The following is a 21,579-nucleotide window of genomic DNA, read 5'->3' on the forward strand; positions in this document are numbered from 1 at the left end:
TCTCCTTCCAGGCCGCGATGCCGTCCCTGAACGGCTGCCAGACCTGCGCCGGCCGGTCCGGTCCGTACGTCCGTGATCGATCAGCGAGGGAGGGTGGACCTCCGTCCCGGTCAGCGGGTCTCCCGGCCCTCCGACATCGCCCTGCGGAAGCCGGTGTTGACCCCGAGCAGCCCGCCGTCCACCCGCAGCGTCGTTCCCGTGATCCAGGCCGCGTCCCGGGAGGCGAGGAAGGCCACGGCGGACGCGATGTCGTCGGGGGCACCGAGCCGGCCCAGCGGGTAGAGGGCGCTCACCCGCTCGAGTTCGGCGTCGCGGCCCGCCCAGGCTTCCGTGCGGATCGTGCCGGGGGCGATGAGGTTGACGCGGACGCCGCGCGGGCCCGCGTGGCCGGCCAGCGTCCGGGTGAGACTCGCCAGGCCCGCCTTGGCGGCACTGTAGGCGTGGCCGCCGAAGTCCTGTTCCCCGTTGACCGAGCCGATGTTGACGATCGCGCCCCGGCCGGAGGCCACCAGGTGCGGCAGCGCGGCGCGGGAACAGCGGTAGGGGCCGGTCAGGGTGACGTCCAGGGTGTGGTCCCAGGGCTCGTCGGCCTCGTCCTCGAAGAGCGGGGCGTCGTCGTGGTTGGCGTAGGCGTTGTTGACGAGGACGTCGAGCCTGCCGAAGGCGGCGACCGCGTGGGCGACAGCCGCCTCGACGGCGGCCCGGTCGCCCACGTCGCAGGCCATGGATGCGGCCGTACCGCCCCGCTCCCGTATCTCCTTCGCGCTGCGCGCGGCCCGGCCGGCGTCCAGGTCGGTGACGAGGACGGCCGCACCCTCGGCGGCCAGCCGGTGGGCCGTGGCGGCGCCGATGCCCTGGCCGGCGCCCGTGAGGAGTGCGGCGTGCCCGTCGAAGCGTGCTGCGCAAGGAGGAGAAGTCATAGAGCCGAACGTACTGCCCTGACCAGGGCCTGGGCACGGGGGTCGGCGGTGACTCCCTTCTGCAGACCGTTCGTCACATAGCCGAGCGCGATGCCCGATTCGGGGTCGGCGAAGCCCAGCGAGCCGCCGCGGCCGGGGTGGCCGAAGGAGCCGGGGGCCAGGAACGGGGCAGCCGTGCCGTGCAGCATGTACCCGAGGCCGAAACGGGTGTTGACGACCAGGACCCGGTCGGGGCCCTCGGACTCCTCGGTGCGGGCCAGGGTGAGCGTGGCCGGGGCGAACAGCCGGTGGCCGTCCACCTCACCGATCATCGCGGCGTAGCAGCGGGCGAGGCCGCGCGCGGTGGCGACGCCGTTGGACGCGGGCAGTTCGGCCGCACGGTAGGCGGGGTCGTTCTCGTCGGGGAAGGGGTCGATCGCCCCGAAAGCACGCCGGGTGAGCGAGGCGGGGTCGCGGTAGGCCTCGGTCACGGAACGCTTGGGGCGCATGCGCAGGGCACCCCCGTTCCCTTCGGTCACGGGCGGTTCGACGGGGCCGATCCGTCCGACCCGGTGCGCCTCGTCCGCCGGGAGCCCGAACCAGAAGTCCAGACCGAGCGGGCGGGCGATCTCCTCGGCGATCCAGCGGCCGATGGTGCGTCCGGTGGCCCTGCGCACCAGTTCGCCGATGAGCCAGCTGTAGGTCTGGGCGTGGTACCCGTGGTCGGTGCCGGGTTCCCACAGGGGCCGCTGGGCGGCGACGGCCCGCGGACCGGAGATCCCGTCGGCGGCCTCCTCGGGCGTCAGCGTCCCGTCGAGTGCGGCCAGCCCCGCACGGTGGGCGAGGAGATGGCGTACGAGGACGCGTTCCTTGCCGTTCGCCTTGAACTCGGGCCAGTACGTACCGACCGGGGCATCCAGGTCCACCTGGCCTCGCTGGTGCAGCAGCAGCGGTACGGCGGCGGCGACACCCTTGCCGGCCGACCGGACGACCTGGACGGTGTCGACCGCCCACGGTTCGGCCCCGTCGACATCTCTCGTACCGGCCCACAGATCCACGACCTTGCGCCCGTGACGGTAGACGGCCACGGCCGCTCCCCGTTCCCCGCGCTGTTCGAAGTTACGGACGAAAGCATCCCGTACCGCCTCGAATCCGGGCGTCACCGTGCCCCGTACATCCACGCCTGCTCCCGCGCTCCCGCTCATCCCCCCATGGTGCATCGCGCCGCAGGTCGGACGGCTGGCGGGTCACCCCATGTTCACGGATGCGGAACGGAGACGGAACGGGGGTCGAAGCCGAAGGGCAGCTCCAGCCGGTGCCTGCGCATCAGCTCCTCGTCGCAGAGCAGGTCCTGTGTGCGGTCGTCGGCGGCGATCACTCCGTCGCTGAGGATGACGGCCCGCGGGCAGAGTTCGAGGGCGTACGGCAGGTCGTGGGTGACCATCAGGACGGTGACGTCCAGGGAGCGCAGGATGTCCGCGAGTTCGCGGCGGGAGGCCGGGTCCAGATTGGAGGAGGGCTCGTCCAGGACGAGGATCTCGGGCTCCATCGCAAGGACGGTGGCGACGGCGACCCGGCGCCGCTGGCCGAAGGAGAGGTGGTGCGGGGGCCGCATCGCGAACTCGTCCATGCCGACCTGCTTGAGCGCGGCCGTGACCCGCTCCTCCAGCTCGGGGCCGCGCAGTCCGGCGGCAGCGGGTCCGAAGGCGACGTCCTCGCGGACCGTCGGCATGAAGAGCTGGTCGTCGGGGTCCTGGAAGACGATGCCGACCCGGCGGCGGATCTCGGCCAGGTGGCGCTTCTCCACGGGCAGCCCGGCGACCCGGACGCTGCCGGCGCCCGCGTCGAGGATGCCGTTGAGGTGCAGGACGAGAGTGGTCTTGCCCGCCCCGTTGGGGCCGAGGAGCGCAACCCGTTCGCCACGGGCCACGGTCAGGTCGACACCGAAGAGGGCCTGGTGACCGTCGGGGTAGGCATAGGCGAGGCCACTGACCTCGAGGGACGGGGCGGCGGTGGTGGGCAGGCTCATACGGTCCATCCCAGCAGACACACGGCGAGGGCGATCAGGGGGAGTGCCGAGGCGTACGCCCACTGGGTTCGGGAGGCGGTCACCTCGTCGATGACGGGCATGGTGCCGGTGTAGCCGCGGCTGACCATCGCGAGGTGGACCCGCTCGCCGCGCTCGTAGGACCGGATGAACAGGGCGCCGGCCGTTTTGGCGAGGACACCCCAGTGCCGCACGCCGCTCGCCTCGAAACCGCGGGAGCGGCGGGCGATCGACATCCGGCGCAGCTCGTCGGTGATCACATCGCCGTACCGGATCATGAAGGAGGCGATCTGGACGAGCATCGGCGGCAGCCTGAGCCGCTGGAGCCCGAGCAGCAGGGAGCGCAGCTCGGTGGTGGAGGCCAGGATCACCGAGGCGGCCACGCCGAGGGTGCCCTTGGCGAGGACGTTCCAGGCGCCCCAGAGGCCGGGAACGCTGACGGAGATGCCGAGGAGCTCGGTCTGCTCACCGGGCACCACGAACGGCATCAGCAGCGCGAACGCCACGAACGGCACCTCGATGGCCAGCCGCTTCAGCAGGAACCCCGCGGAGATCCGGGCCAGGCCCGCGACGACGCCGAGCAGGACCGCGTACAGGGCGAAGGCCCACACGGCCTCGCGCGGGGTGGAGACGACGACCACGACGAAGCACAGGACCGCGGCGAGCTTGCAGTGCGGGGGAAGGTCATGGACCGGTGAGTGCCCGTGCCGGTAGAGCTTGTGCGCGTGGCCGGCGCCCATGTCAGACGGCCCCGGTGGCGGGGGTGGCCGGTGCCTCGGAGGTACGGCGTCGGCGCACCGCCCAGAAGACTCCGCTGCCGACGGCGACGGTGGCGCCGACACCGATCACTCCGGCGAGACCGCCGGAGAGCCGGGCGTCACCGATGTCCTTGACGCCGTAGTCGGCCAGCGGGGAGCCGGCCGCACCGTGCTCCTGGACCTTCTCGTCGATGCCCTTGTCGGCGGCGACCTTCTCCAGGCCGTCCGGGTCGGCGGAGGCGTAGAAGGAGACGAAGCCCGCGAGGACGAGGGCGGCGACCAGGCCGGTGGCCCAGACCTTGCGCGTGGAGCGTGCGGCGACGGCGACGGGGGTGGGAGCTGCGGCCGGGGCGTCGACGAGCTCGCCGTCGATGCGGAGCTTGAGAGGGGCGGCGAGTCCGCGGGCGCCGTGGACGAGGTCGGGGCGGACCGCGATGACGGCGCCGACGGTCAGCGCGGTGATCGCGGCCTCGCCGATGCCGATCAGGACGTGGACGCCCACCATCGCCGTCAGAACCTTGCCGATGGGGACGTCGGTGGTCCCGCCGATCGCGTAGATCAGGGTGAAGGCGGCGGCAGCGGCCGGCACGGAGACCAGTGCGGCCACGAAGGACGCGACGGTCGTCGAGCGGCGCCCGCGGGGCAGCACACGAGTCAGCCCGCGGAAGAGGGCGTACGCGACGACCGTGGTGACGACGCCCATGACCGTGATGTTCACGCCGAGCGCGGTGAGACCGCCGTCGGCGAAGAGGATTCCCTGCATCAGCAGGACGACCGCTATGCAGAGCACCCCGGTGTACGGCCCGACCAGGATCGCTGCCAGTGCCCCGCCCAGGAGGTGGCCGCTGGTGCCGGCGGCGACCGGGAAGTTCAGCATCTGCACGGCGAAGACGAAGGCGGCGACCAGGCCGGCCAGCGGGGCCGTGCGCTCTCCCCCGATCCCGGTTCCGTCCGAGAGGGAGGTGCCTCCCAGTTCTCGCCGGGCGCCCCGGAGGCTGACGGCGACCGCGCCTGCGGCGACGACGCCCGCGACGGCGGAGACGGGTGCATTGATGAATCCGTCGGGTACATGCATGGAGTGGCTCCGCTTTCGGGCGTTCGAGGGCGGGGTCGGGAACCGCTCAATGATAGTGCCCTGTTGCAAACCGTTCGCAACAGCGTAGGCGTGACAACTGCTTCACCTTCCCAACATGCCCAAAATGGGAGATATGGCACATTGGTAGGGAAAGGTGCATATACAGGAGGAGCCGGCCCATGACCCTCGTGATCCATGAACAAGCAATAGCCCGGCTCATCACCGACGGACCCGACCCGCGGCTGGTCCCCGTCGAGCTCACCTGCGACGCCGACGCCCCGCAGACCGTCCACGTCGGACTTCCCGGCGACGTCGACTGGGCGTTCGGCCGTGACCTCCTGGAGGGCGGACTCCGCGCCCCCGTCGAACGCGGCGACATACGGGTCTGGCCGTGCGGCCGTGCCCAGCTGGTCCTGGAACTGCACTCCCCGGACGGCGTCGCGGTGTTCCAGTTCGACGTCGCGCCGCTGATCCGGTTCCTGCACCGTACGCACGAGGAGATCGAGCGCCGGGCCCCCGCTCGCTCTGCCCCCACCACTCCCGCCCCGGCCCCCACTCCGGCCGCCTCCGTCACCCGCGCATGACGCCGGGCGGCGCCGGCGGCGCTGCATGACGAAAGCCCCCGTGCCGCGTGCACGGGGGCTTTCTGTCGCTCCGGTCCCCCGTCCCCACAGGTAACCGGTGCACCGGGGCCGCGTTCCGCTCGGACGCGGACCCGGGGTATGTGCGGATCAGACGCGGACCAGTTCCCGCTCCCCGCCGTCCGCCGGGCCGTCGGCCAGGTCCTTGCGCAGCCCCTCGCCCTCCACGTCCACGTTGGGCAGTGCGCGGTCCAGCCAGCGCGGCAGCCACCAGGCACGCCTGCCGAGCAGGGCGAGCACCGCCGGCACGATGGCCATGCGGACCACGAAGGCGTCGAAGAAGACGGCGATGGCCAGCGAGAAGCCGATCATCTTGATCATCGATTCACTGGAGCCGATGAAGCCCGCGAAGACCGCCATCATGATCACCGCGGCGGCCGTGACCACCCGGGCCCCGTGCCGGAAGCCGGTGACGATCGCCTGGCCGGGCGACTCCCCGTGGACGTACGCCTCCCGCATCCGGGTGACCAGGAAGACCTCGTAGTCCATCGCGAGACCGAAGACCACACCGACCATGAAGATCGGCATCATGCTCATGATCGGCCCGGTCTGCTCGACCCCGAAGAGCGAGGCGAGCCAGCCCCACTGGAAGACCGCGACGACCGCACCCAGGGCCGCGACGACCGAGAGCAGGAAGCCGAGGGCCGCCTTCAGCGGCACCAGCAGCGAGCGGAAGACCACCATCAGGAGCAGGAAGGCCAGGCCCACGACGAGTGCCAGATAGGGCAGGAGCGCGTCGTTCATCTTCTGCGAGAAGTCGATGTTCATCGCCGTGGCACCGGTGACCAGCACCTCGGCACCGGTGTCGCTCTTGATGTCCGCGCCCGCGTCACGGATCGCGTGGACGACCTGCTCCGTCTCGCTGGAGCTCGGACGGTCCTTCGGGATGACGGTGATGGTCGCGGCGTCGCCGGCCTTGTTGAAGGTGGCCGGGGTGACGGCCTCGACGTGACCGATGCCCTCGATCTCCTGGGAGACCTGGTCGACCGCGGTCCTGCCGTCCGAGCTGTTCTTCGTGTCGACGACGACCAGCAGCGGACCGTTGAACCCGGGCCCGAAGCCGTCGGACAGCAGGTCGTAGGCCTGGCGCTGCGTGGTGCTCGTCGGCTGGGAACCGTCGTCCGGCAGGCCCATCTCCAGCGAGGCCGCAGGTACGGCGATGACGCCGAGGCCGATGACCCCGGTGAGCAGCACCCACACCGGCTTGCGCAGTACGAACCGCGCCCAGCGGGTGCCCATGTTCGGCTTGGCCTCGGGCTTGTTCTCCTCCTCGGCGGCCTTGCGCGCCTTGCGCCCCAGGACCCGCTTGCCCGCGAAGCCCAGCAGCGCCGGGACGAGGGTGAGCGCGATGAGGACGGCGATCGCGACGGTGCCCGCGGCGGCGAAGCCCATCTTCGACAGCATCGGAATGTTGACGACGGCGAGACCGACCAGGGCGATGACGACGGTCAGACCCGCGAAGACGACCGCGGATCCGGCTGTGCCGACGGCCCGGCCGACGGCTTCCTCGCGCTCCCGGCCCTCGGCCAGTTCGGCACGGTAGCGGGAGACGATGAAGAGCGCGTAGTCGATACCGACCGCGAGGCCGATCATCATCGCGAGTGTGGACGTGGTGGAGCCCAGGTCGAACACGTTCGCCAGGGCCGTGATCAGCGATACACCGATACCGACGCCGATGAGCGCGGTCAGCAGCGGGAGCCCCGCCGCGATCAGCGAGCCGAAGGTGATCACGAGGACCACCGCGGCGATGGCGACACCGATGATCTCGGTGGCCCCGGTCTCCGGCATCACCTGGAGCGCGTCACCACCGATCTCCACGGTCATTCCGCTGCTCTGCGCGGCCTCGCCCGCGTCCTCGAGCGCCTCGCGCGTCCCGTCGGTGAGCTCCATCGAGCTGACGTCGTAGGAGACCGAGATGTACGCCGTCGAGCCGTCCTTGCTGACGGCGTTCGCCGTGAACGGGTCGGCGACGGAGGCGATCTGGTCCGAGCCCGACTTCAGCTCGGCGACGATCTCCTTGACCTCGGCCTTGTTTCCGGCGTCGGTCACCTTCTGAGATCCGGGGGCCTTGAAGACGACCCGGGCGGTCGCACCGTCGGCACTGCCGCCGGGGAAGCGCTGTTCCAGCAGGTCGAAGGCCTTCTGGGCCTCCGTACCGGGAATGGAGAAGGAACTGGAGGTGGCGGTGGACGCGGAGGCGGCACCGAACCCGGCGAGCGCCAGCAGCGCCACCCAGACAAGGGCGACATAGCGGCGGCGCCGGAAGGCAAGCCGTCCGAGCTTGTAAAGGAATGTGGCCACGGAGGGGTACTCCCGGTCAGGTCGTTGAGTGGAAAAGGGCGTGAGGAACCAGCCCGACGACGAGAGCGGCGTGTCAGGTGGAGCTTCGGGGAGGGGGTCCTCGGGAAAGAAAAGGGGACGTCAGACGCCGAGGGCGGGGAACACCACGGCTTCGACATAGTCGACGAGGAACGCCTGGTCGACGGAGCGGTCGTCGACCAGCTGCCTGGCGGCGAAAGCGCCGATCATCATGTGCGGTACATAGGGGAGCGCCGGATTGTCCGGACGCACTTCACCCCGGTCCACGGCCCGCTGGAGCAGCGCCCCGAGACCGGTCATCTCCGGCTCGATCAGCAGCTCGCGCAGCGCCTGGAACAGATCGGGATTGTCATGGACGGCATGGGTCAGGCCCCGCATCAGCGCGGAGTTCTTCTCCATCTGACAGTCGTCGGTGCGCAGGAGAACGGCCTGGAAGTCGCCGCGCAGCGAACCGGTGTCGATCTCGGCAAGATGCACCGGCTTGTCGTTCCGGAGCGCCTTGACGACCAGCTCGGCCTTGCTCCCCCACTGGCGGTAGAGGGTGGCTTTGCTGGAACGGGTGCGGGCGGCAACGGCATCCATGGTCAGGGCCTCGTATCCGACCTCGCCGAGCAGGTCGAGCACAGCGGTGTACAGCTCGCTCTCGCGTTCTGGCGTGAGCCGGCTGCGTGCCATGTCCCGACCTCCTTGTCCGTTGTGCCTGCTGGATCGTACGTCAGTGGCCGATCACCGGAATGATCAACCACGGGAACGAAACTGTTTCGTACACTTTGAGGGTACTCCCCTCCCCTGGCGAAACGAGACAGTTTCGCTTGTGTCCTGCACCACAAGTTGCCGGAGCCCCTTCGCACGGAAAGCATTGGAGGGTGAGTGACGACGTCGCGTATCTCCGTTTCCCGCACCTCCACAAGGACTTGCTCTGCTTCGCGGCCGAGGACGACCTCTGGGTCTCCCCCCTCGCCCCGGCAGGGCAGCGGCCCGGCCGGGCGTGGCGGGTGACTGTCGACCGGACCAGGGTCAGTCATCCGCGCTTCTCTCCCGACGGGAGCCGTATCGCCTATACGACCTGGCGCACGCTCGATCCAGAGATCCATCTGGCCCCGGTGGACGGAGGGCCTGCCCGCAGGCTCACGTACTGGGGCTCGACCGACGCGCGGGTCTGCGGCTGGAGCCCCGATCCCGGCGACACGTCCCAGATCCTCGCCGTGTCCTCGCACAACCAGCCGTTCTCGTACTTCTCGTGGGCCTACAGCGTCCCCACGGACGGCAGCCCCGGCGGCAAGCTCCCCTGGGGCCCGGTCTCCGACATCGCGGTCGCCGACATCGACGGCGAGCGGCGCACCCTCCTGCTCACCGGCAAGCCGCCGCACGAGCCCGCCGCATGGAAGCGCTACCGGGGCGGGGCGACCGGGCGTCTGTGGCTGCACGGCGAGCGGCTGCTGCCGGACATCGGCGGCCATCTGGACTCGCCCATGTTCGTCGGGCGCCGGATCGCGTTCCTCTCCGACCACGAAGGGGTCGGCAATCTGTACTCCTGTCTGATGGACGGCAGCGACCTGCGCCGCCACACGGACCACGACGCGTTCTACGCCCGTCACGCCTCCAGCGACGGACACCGGGTCGTCTACCAGTGCGCGGGCGATCTGTGGCTGGTCGACGACCTGGAGGCGCCGGGCGCCGCGCCTCGAAAACTGGAGGTACGGCTCGGCGGGCCGCGGGCAGGCAGGCGCACGTACCAGGTGCCGGCCGCCAGCCATGTCGACTCGCTCTCCGTGGACGAGACGGGCCGGGCGAGCGCCGTCTCCGTACGCGGCAGCCTCTACTGGCTCACGCACCGCGACGGGCCCGCCCGCACGATCACCGACACTCCGGGGGTACGGGTCCGGCTGCCGGAGATGCTCGGCAGCAGCGGCAAGGTCGCCTACGTGACGGACGCGGACGGCGACGACGCGATCGAGATCGCCTATCTCCCCCGGGCCAGCGGCGACCGCGGTCCGCTCCGGCTGGCCACCGGGCAGCTGGGCCGGGTCCACGAGATCACCTCGGATCCGGAGGGTGAGCGGCTGGCCATCGCGTCCAACGACGGCCGTCTGCTGCTGCTGGACACGGCCGAGGAGGTGGAAGGGGAGGTGGAAGGACAGGCGGAAGGAGAGGCGCCGGACGGGGCCGGGGCCGCCCCGCCGACCTCCCCGGTCTCCTCGGAGGGCGTGGTCACCGAGCTCATCCGCTCCGTCAACGGTCCGGTCCGCGATCTGGCGTTCTCGCCGGACGGAGCGTGGCTGGCCTGGTCCCACCCGGGCGTGGGCCGGTCACTGCGGCAGATCAAGCTGGCCCGGATCTCGGGTCCCGACGCCCCGGTGATAGTCGATGTCACCAATGGCCGCTTCGAGGACGAGAACCCCGTCTTCACGGGCGACGGACGCTATCTCGCCTTCCTCTCCTGGCGCGGTTTCGACCCCGTGTACGACGTCCACACCGGCGATCTCTCCTTCCCGCTGGGCTGCCGCCCCTATCTGGTCCCGCTCTCCTCGGCCACCCCGTCCCCGTTCGCACTGCTGCCGGACGGCCGGCCCGCGGCGGGAGGGCTGGACCCGGTGGACATCCCCGAAGGAACGGTCGAGGGGACGACGGTCATCGTGGAGTTCGAGGGGCTGGAGAGCCGGGTGACACCGTTCCCGGTCTCCGCGTCGAAGTACTCGGGGCTGCAGCCGGTCAGCGGCGGCGGGCTGGTCTGGCTGCGCTGGCCGATCTCCGGAGCCCTGGGCGAGACGTTCGCGAACCCTGCGGACATGTCGGGCAGGCCCACACTGGAGCACTTCAACATCGCCAAGGCACGCAAGACCGAACTCGTCGACCACCTGGACTGGTTCGCGGTCAGCGGGGACGCCAGCCGGCTGGTCGTGATGGACGACGGCGAGCTGCGCGCCGTGCCGTCCAACGAGCCCGGCGACAACGACTCGACGGTCTTCCTCGACCTGCGCCGCATCCTGCACGATGTCGACCCGGCCGCGGAGTGGCGTCAGGCCTACGGGGAAGCGGGGCGCATCATCCGGGCCTACTTCTGGGAACCGGACATGTGCGGCATCGACTGGGACGGCGTGCTCGACCAGTACCGGCCGCTGGTCGAACGGGTCGCCTCACCCGATGAGTTCGCGGACCTGCTGCGCGAGGTCCTGGGCGAACTGGGCACCTCCCACGCGTACGTCTCGCCCGCCCGCCGCAACGAGGGCCCGCCGCACTACCAGCGGGCGATCGGGCTGCTGGGCGCGAACCTCGTGTGCCGGGACGGCGACTGGACGGTGCAGCGGATCCTGCCCGGTGACTCCTCGGACTCCAAGGCCCGTTCACCGCTTGCCGGTACGGGCATCCGGGAAGGGGCCGTCCTCAGCCACATCGACGGCCGCCCGGTCGACCCGGTGGCGGGCCCGTACCCGCTGCTGACGGCAGCGGGCGGCACCACGGTCGAGCTGACGTTCCGGCCGGCCGGGGGCGAGTGCGGCGGCCGGTCCCGGCGCATCGCGATCGTCCCCCTGGTCGACGAACGGCCCCTGCGCTACCAGGACTGGGTGGCCAAGCGCCGTGAGGTCGTACGGGAGCTGAGCGGCGGCAAGTGCGGGTATCTGCACATCCCGGACATGGGCGGCTCGGGGTGGGCACAGTTCAACCGCGACCTGCGGCTGGAGGTCTCGCGACCCGCCCTCATCGTGGATGTACGCGGCAACGCGGGCGGCCACATCAGCGAGCTCGTCGTCGAGAAACTCACCCGCACGATCCTCGGCTGGGACCTGACCCGCAACGCGCAGGCCGTCAGTTACGCGTCCAACGCTCCGCGGGGCCCTGTGGTCGCGCTGGCGGACGAGGCGACCTCCTCCGACGGTGACATGATCACGGCCGCCTTCAAGCTGCTGAAGCTGGGGCCGGTGGTGGGACAGCGCACCTGGGGCGGTGTGGTGGGCATGACCGGGCGCCACCGGCTCGGCGACGGCACGGTGATCACGGTGCCGATGAACGCGGCCTGGTTCGACACGTACGGCTGGTCCGTCGAGAACCACGGCGTCGGACCGGACCTGGAGGCCCTGCGCACCCCTCTGGACTGGGCGGAGGGCCGCCACGCGGTCCTGGACGACGCGGTGCATGTGGCCCTGGACCTCCTGGCGGACCGCCCGGCGGCCATGCCTCCCACGTACGCGACGGCCCCGGTCCTGCGCCGCCCCCCGCTACCGCCACGTTGACCCGGCACCACCGAGTCCGGCACCACCGGACCCCGTTGCCCTCAAGCCCGCCCGGCGCTCGAGGGCAACGGGGTCCGGTGGCGGAGCCCACGGTTCCGGGAAGGGCGGGCAGGGGACAAGCCCCGCACAGCGGCCCACCCCGCGGCACCCGCCCGCCCCCGCGCGCACGCAGGAGGGGCGCACCCGGTCCTCCGGATGCGCCCCTCGCAGCAACGCAGACGCGTCAAACGCCTGGCGCCGCCGAGCTCGGGTCAGCGGTCGGAACGCTCACGCGCCTGGTCCGCCGCGCCCTGCGCCCGCTCCCGCGCGCCGGACTGGCCCGAGGCCCGGTCCGAACGCTGCTCGTCGGCGTCGGACGAGCGGTCGTGCCGCTCGTCCCGCTTGCCGCCGGCCTTCTTCTGCTGCTTGGCCTGGTCGGCAAGCTCCTGCGCCTTGTCCTTGAACTGGTCTGCGATGCCCATGCTGTTCACTCCTATGTGGGTGCGTGGGGTTGGCCCTGTTGGGGCCTCGATCAGAGTTACACACCCGCACATTCACCGCATTTCGATCATTGACGCTGGGCCCGCGCCTCCCTGTCCGCCTCGCCGCCGGCCCCCACGAGCCCCTTGCTCACGCCCTCGAGCCGCGGCCCGAACCGCTTCATCTCCCGCTGTCCGACAGTCCCGATCAGCATGGGCAGGTAGCCCCGCACCGACTGCATTCCGCGCAGCCACCACTGCGCGTACACATGCGCGGACCGCCGCTCGATCCCGGCCACTATCCGGTCCACCGCCGGACCCAGCGGATACGTACGGTTCGTCGGCCACGGCAGCCGCTGCCGCAACTCCCGCATGACGTCGTCCTCGTCGGCACCGCGCACCATGTCCGTGTCGGTCCAGGACAGATAGCCGACCCCGACCTTCACCCCCCGGTAGCCGACCTCCGCCCGCAGGCTGTGCGCGAACGCCTCCACGCCCGACTTGGACGCGCAGTACGCACTCATCATCGGCGCCGGAGTGATCGCGGCCAGCGACGCTATCTGGAGGAAGTACCCACGGCTCTCCATGAGCACGGGCAGGAAGGCCCGCCCCGTCACCGCACCACCGATCAGGTTCACCTCGATGACCCGCCGCCAGGCGACGGGATCGGAGTCCACGAACGGCCCTCCCGAGGCGACCCCGGCATTGGCGACGACTATGTCGACCTTGCCGAAACGTTCCTTGACCTCGCGGGCGACCCGGGCCATCGCCTCGTGGTCGGTGACATCCGCGTACCAGTGGCCGCTCTCCCCGTGCAGCCGCTCCGAGACCTTCTTCAGTTCGTCCGGCTCCAGCCCGACCAGGGCCAGGGTGGCGCCGCGCGCCGACAGCTTGCGGGCCAGCAGCTCGCCCACGCCGCGGGCCGCGCCGGTGACGACCACGACCTGCCCTTCGAGACTCCGCCTGCCGCTCATGCGATCTCCTCCTCGCGCACGGCCTGCGCCGTGCTGTCCGCAGTGACGTACGTGGCCACCAGTTCCCGGATTTTCGCGGTGACCACCTCGGGCGCCTCGACCGGCGTCATATGACCCATACCCGTCAGCTCCGTGAGCCCGAGGCTCTGGGGCAGCGCCGCCTCGATGGCCCGCGCGTGCACCGGCGGCGTCAGCCGGTCCTCCGCACCCGCGATCACCGCGGTCGGCAGCCGCAGCTCCCGTACGCCCGACTCGAGATCGAGCTCCGCGAGCACATGCCCCCAGGCGACACGCGCCTTGCGCGGACACGCATGCACGATCCTGGCACAGGCGTCGACCCGCTCCGGGGCCGAACCGCGGCCCATTGTCGCGTACTTGAGGATGGCCCTCGAGATCCCCGTGACCGGCCCGAGCGGTGCCCGCGCCCCGAGAACCTTCTCGGTCAGCCGCGTACGGAGGGCGCCGGCCCGCATCGGCAGCACCAGCGACTCGGCGGTCAGCCGCGAGCTCCCGGTGCTGCACAGCAGCACGGCGGCCCCGTGCTCACGCACGGCGTCCCGCCCGGCTGCGGCCATCAGCGTCATCCCGCCCATCGAGTGCCCGGCGAGCACCGCCTTCTGGCCGGGCGCGAGCGTGGCCCTCAGCACCGCCTCCAGATCGTCGGCCAGCGCCTGCGTGCCGTATCCGTCCGCACCCACCTCCGGCGTACGGCCGTGGCCCCGCTGGTCGTAGACGACGACCCGGTGGTCCGCCGCCAGGTCGCGCACCTGCGCGGCCCAGAAGTGCGTATTGCAGGTCCAGCCGTGCGCCAGGACCACGGCGGGTGCACCGTCGGGTCCGTGCAGCTCGACGTGGATGCGCGCGCCGTCGACGGACACGGCGGTCAGTTCGCGTACGGGCACGGGCGGGGTGTCCGCCCGGTGCAGCAGCCGGCTCATCGGGCAACCTCCTCGGTGACGGACTTCTCCGCAGTGCTGACGGCGGGCGGCCGGATGACCTCGTACTCCCCGAGGTCGACCGAGCGCGTGGCCCGCCGGAATTCGGCCGTCGTCCCCGGCCAGACCGTGGTGTTGCGCCCGTTGGCGTCCAGATACCAGCTGGTGCAGCCGCCGGTGTTCCACACCGTCCGCTTCATTCGCTCCTGGACCCGCCGGTTCCACGCGCCGACGGCGGAGGTCCGTGCACCGAGTGCGGCGCGGCCGCCCAGGACGTCCAGCTGGCGCAGGTAGTCGGCCATGTAGTTCAGCTGGGACTCGATCATCAGGATCATGGAGGAGTTCCCGAGTCCCGTGTTGGGCCCGATGACCGTCATCCAGTTGGGGAAGCCCGCCGCGGAAGCGCCGCGCAGCGCCTGCATGCCGTCCTTCCAGGACTCGGCGAGCGTGATGCCCTCCGCACCGACGACCCGGTCGGCGATCGGCATGTCCGTCACATGGAAGCCGGTACCGAGGATGATCACGTCGGCCTCGGCCTCCGTGCCGTCGGAGGCGACCACGGTTGAGCCCCGCACCTCGGCGAGGCCGGAGGCGACCACGTCCACATTCGGCTGGGCGAGCGCCGGGTAGTAGGCGCTGGAGAGCAGGATGCGCTTGCAGCCGATGCGGTACGAGGGGGTCAGCTTGGCCCGCAGCTCCGGGTCCTTGACCGCCCGCGCCATGTTGGCCTTGGCTATCCGCTCCACGAGGCCCAGCTGGTCGGGATGCTTGGTGAACGCGCCGACCTGCAACTCCCGTATGCCCCACAGCAGTCCGCGGCGCGCGGTGCCGGTGAACGGGAGCGTGCGGTGCAGCCACTTCTCGGCCCCGCTGATGGCGCGGTCCATGCGCGGCATGACCCAGGGCGGGGTCCGCTGGAACAGCGTGAGCCTGCCCGCCTCGGGCTGGATCTCCGGCACGATCTGGATGGCGGAGGCGCCGGTGCCGATCACCGCGACGCGCTTGCCGGTGAGGTCGTAGTCGTGGTCCCACCGGGCCGAGTGGAAGACCTTGCCGGGGAAGTCCGCGAGCCCCGGGATGTCCGGCAGCTTCGGGTCGGAGAGCGGGCCGGTCGCGGAGACGACGACATCTGCGGTGACCGTGGCGCCGTTCGCCGCCTCGATCACCCAGTACAGCTCGTCGCTGTCCCAGCGCATGACCGTGACCTCGTGGTTGAGCCTGAGGTGCGGGCGCAGCCCGAAGGTGTCGGCCACGTGCTCCAGGTAGGCGCGTATGTGCTCCTGCCCGGAGAAGGTGCGCGGCCAGTCGGGGTTGGGCGCGAAGGAGAAGGAGTAGAGATGGGACGGCACGTCGCAGGCGCAGCCGGGATAGCTGTTGTCGCGCCACGTGCCACCGACGGAGCCGGCCCGCTCCAGGACCAGGAAGTCGGTGATGCCTTCACGGCGCAGCCGGACAGCGGCCCCGAGGCCCCCGAATCCGGATCCGATCACCGCCACTCGTACGTGCTCGTGCTGGGCCATGCTGCCGCCTCCCCGCGGTACGTCCCACGACTCTGCCAGCAATCACTGGCATTGTTGGGAGGGTAGAGCAGGACCGTACCGATGGGTAGGGGTCGCACCAAGGAAAGTTACCGGCGGTACAACATAGGGTGCGGGTGTGGCTGAAGGACGCGAGCACCGCGAATACCGCATGGACGAGCTGGCCAAGGAGGCCGGCATCACCGTGCGCACCCTGCGTTTCTACCGGGAGCGCGGGCTGATCCAGCCACCTCGCCGCGAGGGCCGCATCGCCTGGTACGACGACCACCACCTCGCCCGGCTGCGCACCATCACGGGCCTGCTGGAACGCGGCCACACCCTCAACGGCATCGCCGACCTCGCCACCACCTTCGACAGCGGCCGCGATGTCGCCGAGGTGCTGGGCCTGGGCGAACCGACCGAGGAGACCCCGGTCCGGCTCACCCCCGAGCAACTCGCCGACTACTTCCGGGACGAGGCCACGGCGGAGAATCTCGCCGCAGCCCTGGACCTCGGCTACCTCGCCACCGACGGCGACGAGATCGTGCACATGAGCCGCCGCCTGCTGGAGGCCTCGTCGGAGCTCGTACGGCAGGGAGTGCCGCTCTCCGCGGTGCTCTCCTCCGGCCGCCTGGTCCGTGAGCACGCCGACGCGCTCGCCGATCTCTTCGTCCGGGTCATGAACACCCACGCCGCGAGCACCGAACCGGACCGGCTGCGCAGCCTCGCCCACGCGGTGGTGGACGCCGAACTGTCCATGGCCCTGGACCGGCGGCTGCGCAGCGAGGACGGCACGGGCACCCGGGAGGAATGAAGGGCCCGGGGCTCCGCAGCAGCGCGCGGACAGGGGAACCCCGCGGCACGGAACGCCCCGCGCTCCGCAACGGCGGGCGGGTCCCGGCCCGGGACACCGAACCGCTCGGCTACCGCTCGTACGTGACCGTCACCGGCGCATGGTCGCTCCACCGCTCGCCGTGCGTGGCCGCCCGCTCCACCCAGGCCTTCACGGCGCGGGCGGCGAGCCCGCCGGTCGCCACCTGGTAGTCGATGCGCCAGCCCGCGTCGTTGTCGAATGCCCGTCCACGATAGGACCACCAGGAGTAGGGCCCCTCCTCCTCCGGGTGCATCGCCCGCACCACGTCCACGTACGCGGCCTCGTCGAACACCCGGGACAGCCACTCACGCTCCTCGGGCAGGAAGCCGGAGCTCTTCCTGTTCGACTTCCAGTTCTTGAGGTCGGCCTCACGGTGGGCGATGTTCCAGTCGCCGCACACGACCACCTCACGCCCCTCGGCGGCGGCCCGCACCTTGAGGCCCTTCAGGTAGGGCAGGAAGGCCGCCATGAAGCGCTCCTTCTCCTCCTGCTTCTCCGTACCGACCTCGCCGGACGGCAGATACAGGCTCGCGACCGTCACGCCCGGCAGGTCCACCTCGACGTACCGGCCGCTCTCGTCGAACTCCTCGCTCCCGGCGCCCCCGAAACCGCCGAACCCGATCTGGACGCGCTCCGGCGCGTGCCGCGTAAAGATGGACACACCGGCGCGCCCCTTGGCCGAGGCCGGAGCGTGCACGGCGTGCCAGCCCTCGGGGTCACGCACCTCTTCGGGCAGCTGCTGCGGTTCGGCCCGGACCTCCTGGAGGCAGATCACGTCGGCCTCCGTCTGCGCCAGCCACTCGACGAAGCCCTTCTTCGCGGCGGCGCGGAGCCCATTCACATTCACACTGGTTACGGTGAGCATCCCGGCACAGTACCGACACCCGCTAGTGCATACCTGTACCATCACTCGCATGAATATCCAGCCTCGGCCCTACGACCACCCTGACGCGGTCAAACTCAACGACCAGGTGCAGCTCGAATACGCCGAGCGCTACGGGGACGAGGGCGATATCACACCGCTCGACGCCACCATGTTCGATCCGCCGCGCGGACTGTACCTGCTCGCCTACGACGATCAGGGCACGCCGGTCGCCACCGGCGGCTGGCGCTCCCAGAAGCGGAACGCCGAGGGGTACTCCGACGGCGACGCCGAGATCAAGCGGATGTTCGTCATACCCGAAGGCCGCGGCCACGGCCTGGCCCGGCGCATCCTCGCCGCCCTGGAAGCCGACGCCCGAGCCGCGGGCCGCAGCCGCATGGTCCTGGAGACCGGCGACCAGCAGCCCGAGGCGATCGCCCTGTACACCTCCAGCGGCTACGCACCGTGCGCGAAGTTCGGCCACTACCGGACGTACGCGAGCAGTATCTGCATGGCCAAGCCGCTGCAGCAGTCCTCCTAGGGGACCCGCGCCACACCCACGTGGAACCCGCTCCGCTCGTACGCCGGCGCGGGCTGCTCCCGGTACCACTCGGTCGCCGATACCAGACCCGGCCCCACGAGATCCAGCCCCTCGAAGAAGGGCTCGACCTCGCTGCGTGTCCGCATCCGCAACGAGATCGCACCCTTGCGGTACGCGGACTCGGTCTCCTGCCGGAGCTCCGGGTGCTGATCGGCCGTCCCGTGCGAGAGGACCAGGTAGCTCCCCGACGGCAGCGCGCCGACCAGGGTCCTGGTGATGCCGTACGGGTCCTGGTCATCGGGCAGGAAGTGCATCAGCGCGATGAGGGACAACGCGACGGGGCGCCCGAAGTCCAGGACCTCACCCGCGCGTTCGAGGATCGCCTCGGGCTGCCGCACATCCGCATGGATGTACTCGGTCGCACCCTCGGGCCGGCTGACCAGGAGCGCTTCCGCATGGCGCAGCACGATGGGGTCGTTGTCGGCGTAGACGACCCGGGCCTGCGGCGTGACGGCCTGGACGATCTGATGCAGATTCGGGGAGGTGGGGATGCCGGTGCCGATATCGAGGAACTGGTCGATGCCCTGCTGGGCCAGCCAACCGGAAGCACGGTGCATGAAAGCCCGGTTCCGCGCCGCGTTGGCCCGCGCCTCGGCAGGCAGCTTCTCCCCGACCTCCTGGTCGACGGGGTAGTTGTCCTTGCCGCCCAGGAGCCAGTCGTAGACGCGCGCCGGATGGGGCTTGCTGGTGTCGATTCGAGAGCTGGGCATACCGGCAGTCACGGGGCGCTCCTCCGTACGGAATCGCGGGCACTGGGCGCTCGTCCTGGCGCGGGGCGACCGTCAACTGCGGCCACCGGGCGGCCAGGTGAGCACGACCACCCTAAGCGCCCCGGTAAGCGATTGCTTCACCCTGAACACATCGCGCACGACTCCCCTACAGCTCCGGCCAGGTGTGCGGCTCCAGGTAGACGTGCTCCCCCCGGAAGAACCAGTCCGCCAGATCCGTGATCCGCTCGATGCACGCGGCGTAGTAGTCCGCCGGCTCCGGCCGCGGGAAGTCGGGGTGCGCCGTCCACGAGGGAACGTCCGTCAAGACGTGGTAATACCCCTCTGCCAGCCATCGGGGAAGGTCCTCGGCCTCCTGCAAGGAGCCGCAGACAGTGCGCATGGCTTTCTCCAGCTCGGAGAATGCGACGTGGTTCCAGACCAGATCACTTCGCAGTCCCAGCAGGAAGCTCCCGGGCTCGGCACGGAACTCGTGTTCCAGGGTCTTCAAAGCTTCGTCCATGTCCGGCATGCTGCCAGGCCCCGAGGCCCATACGCTTTACGACGCCAAAGAGCCCCTACCGGGTTTCCCCGGTAGAGGCTCTGAGCTGCGGTGGACCTGTGGGGATTTGAACCCCAGACCCCCTCGATGCGAACGAGGTGCGCTACCAGACTGCGCCACAGGCCCTTGCAACGAGTGAAACTTTAGCACCCCCACCGGGGTGCCCGGAAATCCGTATGCCGCAGGTCAGCCGAGTCGGCGTCGCCGCCGGTCTCACTCGTTGGCTGCACGGGGCCGGTCCCCGTCGTCGTACTGGTCGAAGAGCGGGGTCCGGCCCCGGTCGCGAGTGCGGCGGGGCTGGTTGACGCGTCGGCGCGGCGCCGGGTCCGCCGAAGGTGCGGCGGGGTGCTCGGTGTCCGCCTGGGTGGGCTCCGCCGTGCTGGAGCGTGCCGCGCTCCAGGTGTCCGGGTCTCCGACCTCCACGCCGCCCGCGGCGCGCGGGGCCACCGGGGCGGTGACATAGGTCGGGAGGGGGACCGGGACCGGCTCCCAGCTGTCGCCCTGGGCCGGCCCGCGTTCACGCTGCTGGTCCACCCACTCCGCGTGGTCCGTCTGCTCGACGAGGGCGCGGCGGCCTGCCTCCTGCGGGGAGACCGTGGGGACGGGTGCGGGATGAGGGTCGCGCCCTTCGGGCTCCTCGTCGGGCTCGGCCGGAGCCGTTGCCGCGGGCTGGTGCCTGCGGGGACGGTTCTCGCGGAGCCGCTGCGCGGCCACCTCTGCCCGGCGACGGTCCATGGTGAAGGCGAACCGGCGCCGCTCCTGGGCACGCAGATGCACGATGTACGTGCTCAACATCAAGGCCGGAACGGCGGGCGCCCACAGGAAGCGGAGTCCGCCGACGGCCGCGACGACCGCGCCGAGCGTGAACGCCAGGAACAGGACGATGGTCGTGCGCCGGCGGCGTGCCAGCACCTTCGAGCGCCGGGCCCGCCTCTCCCGCTCGGCTTCCGCGCTTGAGGTATACGCGCGATGTACGGGCGCGGGCCGCGCCGACTGCGCGCGCGGGGGCTCCGCGGCGCGACGCTCACGGACCGGGTCGTGCAACCGGGCTTCCGTGTGCGCCGGGGGCGCGGAAAAGGCCCGGACGTCCGCGGAACCCAATCGGTCCGTGACGGCATCCGGGTCGACGTCGCCGGGCGCCTCCTCGGCATCGCGCTCCCGCAGCTCCTTGGCGTATCGGCGCTCCATCGCCGCCCGTCCGGACAGCAGCCGGATGGCGGTGCTGAAGCGTTCCGTCGGACGGGCCTCATTGAGCTCGTCCTGCCTGCGGAGCCACATCGGCACCAAGTAGGCGGCCCAGGCCCCGACAATGACTGCGTAGATGAGGCCGCTGCTGCTCACGCTCACACCGTAGAGGGGTTTGCACGGCGGCATCCGCCAATTGGCCCGGTGTGTCGCTCGATCCGGCTGATATCACGGACTTTTTTGCGATTGTTCAGATCAGCAGTCGCCGCGAGTGGGTCCCTTAGCGTTCAGAGAGCGATCAATTTCGAACACTTATTTCATTTCCCCGGGAGTGTGCGGCGCCTCCGGTCGTACTCTGCGCCAGCGCCGGAGCAGCCCGTCAGGGACTTCTTCGGCGGTCAGGGCAAAGATCAGATGGTCCCGCCACGCGCCGTCGATGTGGAGATAGCGGGGACGCAGCCCTTCCTCACGGAATCCGAGTTTCTCCACGACTCTCCGGCTGGGGCCGTTCTCAGGCCGAATGCACACCTCGATCCGGTGCAGACCGACGCTGCGGAAACAGTGGTCGACGGCGAGCGCCACCGCGGTCGGCATGACACCGCGGCCCGCCACGCTGCGGTCCACCCAATAGCCGACATGGCCCGAGCACATCGATCCCCAGGTGATCCCGGCCACCGTCAGCTGTCCGACGAGACGCCCCTCGTACTCGATGGCGAAGGGCAGCATCCGACCGGCGTTCGCCTCGGAGCGCAGATGACGGATCATCTGACGGTAGGTGGGGCGCTGGGCAACCGGGGCGCCCGGCGCGGCCGGCGGGACGGTCGCTTCCCAGGGGCGCAGCCAGTCGCGGTTGCGACGGTTGACCTCACGCCACATGCGCTGGTCACGCAGCTTTATCGGGCGCAGGGTGATCTCGCCGTCGGTCAGGATCAC

20 protein-coding genes and 1 tRNA gene are annotated in these 21,579 nt (G+C 70.7%); 4 read left to right on the forward strand and 17 right to left on the reverse strand.

Features of this window, described 5'->3' with window-relative positions; translation table 11 throughout:
- Positions 1 to 110 precede the first annotated feature (110 nt).
- The 5 genes from ACFWBQ_RS13965 to ACFWBQ_RS13985 all read right to left on the reverse strand — a co-directional run bounded on the left by ACFWBQ_RS13965 (position 111) and on the right by ACFWBQ_RS13985 (position 4,779).
- The gene (locus ACFWBQ_RS13965) at positions 111 to 920 is read right to left on the reverse strand and encodes an SDR family NAD(P)-dependent oxidoreductase (protein ID WP_385487505.1); all 810 of its coding nucleotides are present in this window, start codon (positions 918 to 920) and stop codon (positions 111 to 113) included.
- On the reverse strand, positions 917 to 2,080 hold the full coding sequence (locus ACFWBQ_RS13970; protein WP_385487767.1) for a serine hydrolase domain-containing protein: 1,164 nt from the start codon (positions 2,078 to 2,080) through the stop codon (positions 917 to 919). Before ACFWBQ_RS13970 ends, ACFWBQ_RS13965 begins: the two co-directional genes overlap by 4 nt.
- Before the next feature lie 77 nt (positions 2,081 to 2,157).
- Positions 2,158 to 2,928, reverse strand: a complete 771-nt coding sequence (locus tag ACFWBQ_RS13975; RefSeq protein WP_385487507.1) for an energy-coupling factor ABC transporter ATP-binding protein — start codon at positions 2,926 to 2,928, stop codon at positions 2,158 to 2,160.
- A complete protein-coding gene (gene cbiQ, locus ACFWBQ_RS13980; RefSeq protein WP_385487509.1) occupies positions 2,925 to 3,686 on the reverse strand; it encodes a cobalt ECF transporter T component CbiQ in 762 nt (253 codons plus the stop codon). The genes ACFWBQ_RS13975 and cbiQ overlap by 4 nt, the downstream gene beginning before the upstream one ends.
- 1 nt (position 3,687) lies before the next feature.
- A complete protein-coding gene (locus ACFWBQ_RS13985) occupies positions 3,688 to 4,779 on the reverse strand; it encodes an energy-coupling factor ABC transporter permease (protein WP_385487511.1) in 1,092 nt (363 codons plus the stop codon).
- Positions 4,780 to 4,958: 179 nt separating this feature from the next.
- Between ACFWBQ_RS13985 and ACFWBQ_RS13990 the strand changes: the two genes are divergently transcribed.
- The gene (locus tag ACFWBQ_RS13990) at positions 4,959 to 5,363 is read left to right on the forward strand and encodes an SsgA family sporulation/cell division regulator (protein ID WP_385487513.1); all 405 of its coding nucleotides are present in this window, start codon (positions 4,959 to 4,961) and stop codon (positions 5,361 to 5,363) included.
- Positions 5,364 to 5,510: 147 nt separating this feature from the next.
- Here the strand turns inward: ACFWBQ_RS13990 and ACFWBQ_RS13995 are convergent, their stop codons facing one another.
- Complete coding sequence (locus ACFWBQ_RS13995) at positions 5,511 to 7,721, reverse strand: MMPL family transporter (RefSeq protein WP_385487515.1); 2,211 nt, start codon at positions 7,719 to 7,721, stop codon at positions 5,511 to 5,513.
- Between the two features lie 120 nt (positions 7,722 to 7,841).
- Positions 7,842 to 8,414 (reverse strand): TetR/AcrR family transcriptional regulator, encoded by a 573-nt coding sequence (locus ACFWBQ_RS14000; protein WP_385487517.1) that lies wholly within the window; start codon positions 8,412 to 8,414, stop codon positions 7,842 to 7,844.
- 191 nt (positions 8,415 to 8,605) lie between these two features.
- On the opposite strand from ACFWBQ_RS14000, the gene ACFWBQ_RS14005 reads away from it, so the two are divergent.
- On the forward strand, positions 8,606 to 11,971 hold the full coding sequence (locus ACFWBQ_RS14005) for a S41 family peptidase (protein WP_385487519.1): 3,366 nt from the start codon (positions 8,606 to 8,608) through the stop codon (positions 11,969 to 11,971).
- Positions 11,972 to 12,222: 251 nt separating this feature from the next.
- On the opposite strand, the gene ACFWBQ_RS14010 is transcribed toward ACFWBQ_RS14005, so the two are convergent.
- The 4 genes from ACFWBQ_RS14010 to ACFWBQ_RS14025 form a co-directional block, all read right to left on the reverse strand.
- On the reverse strand, positions 12,223 to 12,432 hold the full coding sequence (locus ACFWBQ_RS14010) for a hypothetical protein (RefSeq protein ID WP_385487521.1): 210 nt from the start codon (positions 12,430 to 12,432) through the stop codon (positions 12,223 to 12,225).
- Between the two features lie 86 nt (positions 12,433 to 12,518).
- Complete coding sequence (locus ACFWBQ_RS14015; RefSeq protein WP_385487523.1) at positions 12,519 to 13,403, reverse strand: SDR family oxidoreductase; 885 nt, start codon at positions 13,401 to 13,403, stop codon at positions 12,519 to 12,521.
- A complete protein-coding gene (locus tag ACFWBQ_RS14020) occupies positions 13,400 to 14,341 on the reverse strand; it encodes an alpha/beta fold hydrolase (RefSeq protein WP_385487525.1) in 942 nt (313 codons plus the stop codon). Before ACFWBQ_RS14020 ends, ACFWBQ_RS14015 begins: the two co-directional genes overlap by 4 nt.
- Positions 14,338 to 15,858 (reverse strand): flavin-containing monooxygenase, encoded by a 1,521-nt coding sequence (locus ACFWBQ_RS14025; protein WP_385487527.1) that lies wholly within the window; start codon positions 15,856 to 15,858, stop codon positions 14,338 to 14,340. Before ACFWBQ_RS14025 ends, ACFWBQ_RS14020 begins: the two co-directional genes overlap by 4 nt.
- A gap of 169 nt (positions 15,859 to 16,027) precedes the next feature.
- Between ACFWBQ_RS14025 and ACFWBQ_RS14030 the strand changes: the two genes are divergently transcribed.
- The gene (locus ACFWBQ_RS14030) at positions 16,028 to 16,669 is read left to right on the forward strand and encodes a MerR family transcriptional regulator (RefSeq protein ID WP_385487769.1); all 642 of its coding nucleotides are present in this window, start codon (positions 16,028 to 16,030) and stop codon (positions 16,667 to 16,669) included.
- Positions 16,670 to 16,778: 109 nt separating this feature from the next.
- Here ACFWBQ_RS14030 and ACFWBQ_RS14035 read toward each other — a convergent pair whose 3' ends face one another.
- Positions 16,779 to 17,594, reverse strand: coding sequence for an exodeoxyribonuclease III (locus ACFWBQ_RS14035; protein WP_385487529.1), 816 nt, complete (start codon positions 17,592 to 17,594; stop codon positions 16,779 to 16,781).
- Between the two features lie 49 nt (positions 17,595 to 17,643).
- On the opposite strand from ACFWBQ_RS14035, the gene ACFWBQ_RS14040 reads away from it, so the two are divergent.
- Positions 17,644 to 18,132: a GNAT family N-acetyltransferase gene (locus ACFWBQ_RS14040; RefSeq protein WP_385487531.1), complete on the forward strand. Its 489-nt coding sequence runs from the start codon at positions 17,644 to 17,646 to the stop codon at positions 18,130 to 18,132.
- Here the strand turns inward: ACFWBQ_RS14040 and ACFWBQ_RS14045 are convergent.
- From ACFWBQ_RS14045 to ACFWBQ_RS14065, 5 genes are all read right to left on the reverse strand, one after another.
- On the reverse strand, positions 18,129 to 18,914 hold the full coding sequence (locus ACFWBQ_RS14045) for an SAM-dependent methyltransferase (protein WP_385487533.1): 786 nt from the start codon (positions 18,912 to 18,914) through the stop codon (positions 18,129 to 18,131). The two genes, ACFWBQ_RS14040 and ACFWBQ_RS14045, sit on opposite strands and share 4 nt — an antisense overlap.
- Positions 18,915 to 19,068: 154 nt before the next feature.
- Entirely contained in the window at positions 19,069 to 19,422 is a 354-nt protein-coding gene (locus tag ACFWBQ_RS14050) for a hypothetical protein (protein WP_385487535.1), read from the reverse strand.
- Between the two features lie 91 nt (positions 19,423 to 19,513).
- A tRNA-Ala gene (locus tag ACFWBQ_RS14055) sits at positions 19,514 to 19,587 on the reverse strand.
- Between the two features lie 87 nt (positions 19,588 to 19,674).
- Positions 19,675 to 20,835, reverse strand: a complete 1,161-nt coding sequence (glpR, locus tag ACFWBQ_RS14060) for a gephyrin-like molybdotransferase receptor GlpR (RefSeq protein ID WP_385487537.1) — start codon at positions 20,833 to 20,835, stop codon at positions 19,675 to 19,677.
- Between the two features lie 123 nt (positions 20,836 to 20,958).
- Positions 20,959 to 21,579 (reverse strand): GNAT family N-acetyltransferase, encoded by a 621-nt coding sequence (locus tag ACFWBQ_RS14065; protein ID WP_385487539.1) that lies wholly within the window; start codon positions 21,577 to 21,579, stop codon positions 20,959 to 20,961.

It is taken from the genome of Streptomyces sp. NPDC060035 (genome assembly GCF_042736635.1).
GTDB lineage: Bacteria > Actinomycetota > Actinomycetes > Streptomycetales > Streptomycetaceae > Streptomyces.

Coding starts and splice junctions, on each gene's coding strand:
- ACFWBQ_RS13975 (WP_385487507.1), bottom strand. CDS start 2,928: ATGAGCCTGCCCACCACCGCCGCCCCGTCCCTCGAGGTCAGTGGCCTC.
- ACFWBQ_RS14020 (WP_385487525.1), bottom strand. CDS start 14,341: ATGAGCCGGCTGCTGCACCGGGCGGACACCCCGCCCGTGCCCGTACGC.
- ACFWBQ_RS13965 (WP_385487505.1), bottom strand. CDS start 920: ATGACTTCTCCTCCTTGCGCAGCACGCTTCGACGGGCACGCCGCACTC.
- ACFWBQ_RS14015 (WP_385487523.1), bottom strand. CDS start 13,403: ATGAGCGGCAGGCGGAGTCTCGAAGGGCAGGTCGTGGTCGTCACCGGC.
- ACFWBQ_RS13990 (WP_385487513.1), top strand. CDS start 4,959: ATGACCCTCGTGATCCATGAACAAGCAATAGCCCGGCTCATCACCGAC.
- ACFWBQ_RS14000 (WP_385487517.1), bottom strand. CDS start 8,414: ATGGCACGCAGCCGGCTCACGCCAGAACGCGAGAGCGAGCTGTACACC.
- ACFWBQ_RS14035 (WP_385487529.1), bottom strand. CDS start 17,594: ATGCTCACCGTAACCAGTGTGAATGTGAATGGGCTCCGCGCCGCCGCG.
- cbiQ (WP_385487509.1), bottom strand. CDS start 3,686: ATGGGCGCCGGCCACGCGCACAAGCTCTACCGGCACGGGCACTCACCG.
- ACFWBQ_RS13985 (WP_385487511.1), bottom strand. CDS start 4,779: ATGCATGTACCCGACGGATTCATCAATGCACCCGTCTCCGCCGTCGCG.
- ACFWBQ_RS14040 (WP_385487531.1), top strand. CDS start 17,644: ATGAATATCCAGCCTCGGCCCTACGACCACCCTGACGCGGTCAAACTC.
- ACFWBQ_RS14050 (WP_385487535.1), bottom strand. CDS start 19,422: ATGGACGAAGCTTTGAAGACCCTGGAACACGAGTTCCGTGCCGAGCCC.
- ACFWBQ_RS14025 (WP_385487527.1), bottom strand. CDS start 15,858: ATGGCCCAGCACGAGCACGTACGAGTGGCGGTGATCGGATCCGGATTC.
- glpR (WP_385487537.1), bottom strand. CDS start 20,835: ATGCCGCCGTGCAAACCCCTCTACGGTGTGAGCGTGAGCAGCAGCGGC.
- ACFWBQ_RS14010 (WP_385487521.1), bottom strand. CDS start 12,432: ATGGGCATCGCAGACCAGTTCAAGGACAAGGCGCAGGAGCTTGCCGAC.
- ACFWBQ_RS14030 (WP_385487769.1), top strand. CDS start 16,028: ATGGACGAGCTGGCCAAGGAGGCCGGCATCACCGTGCGCACCCTGCGT.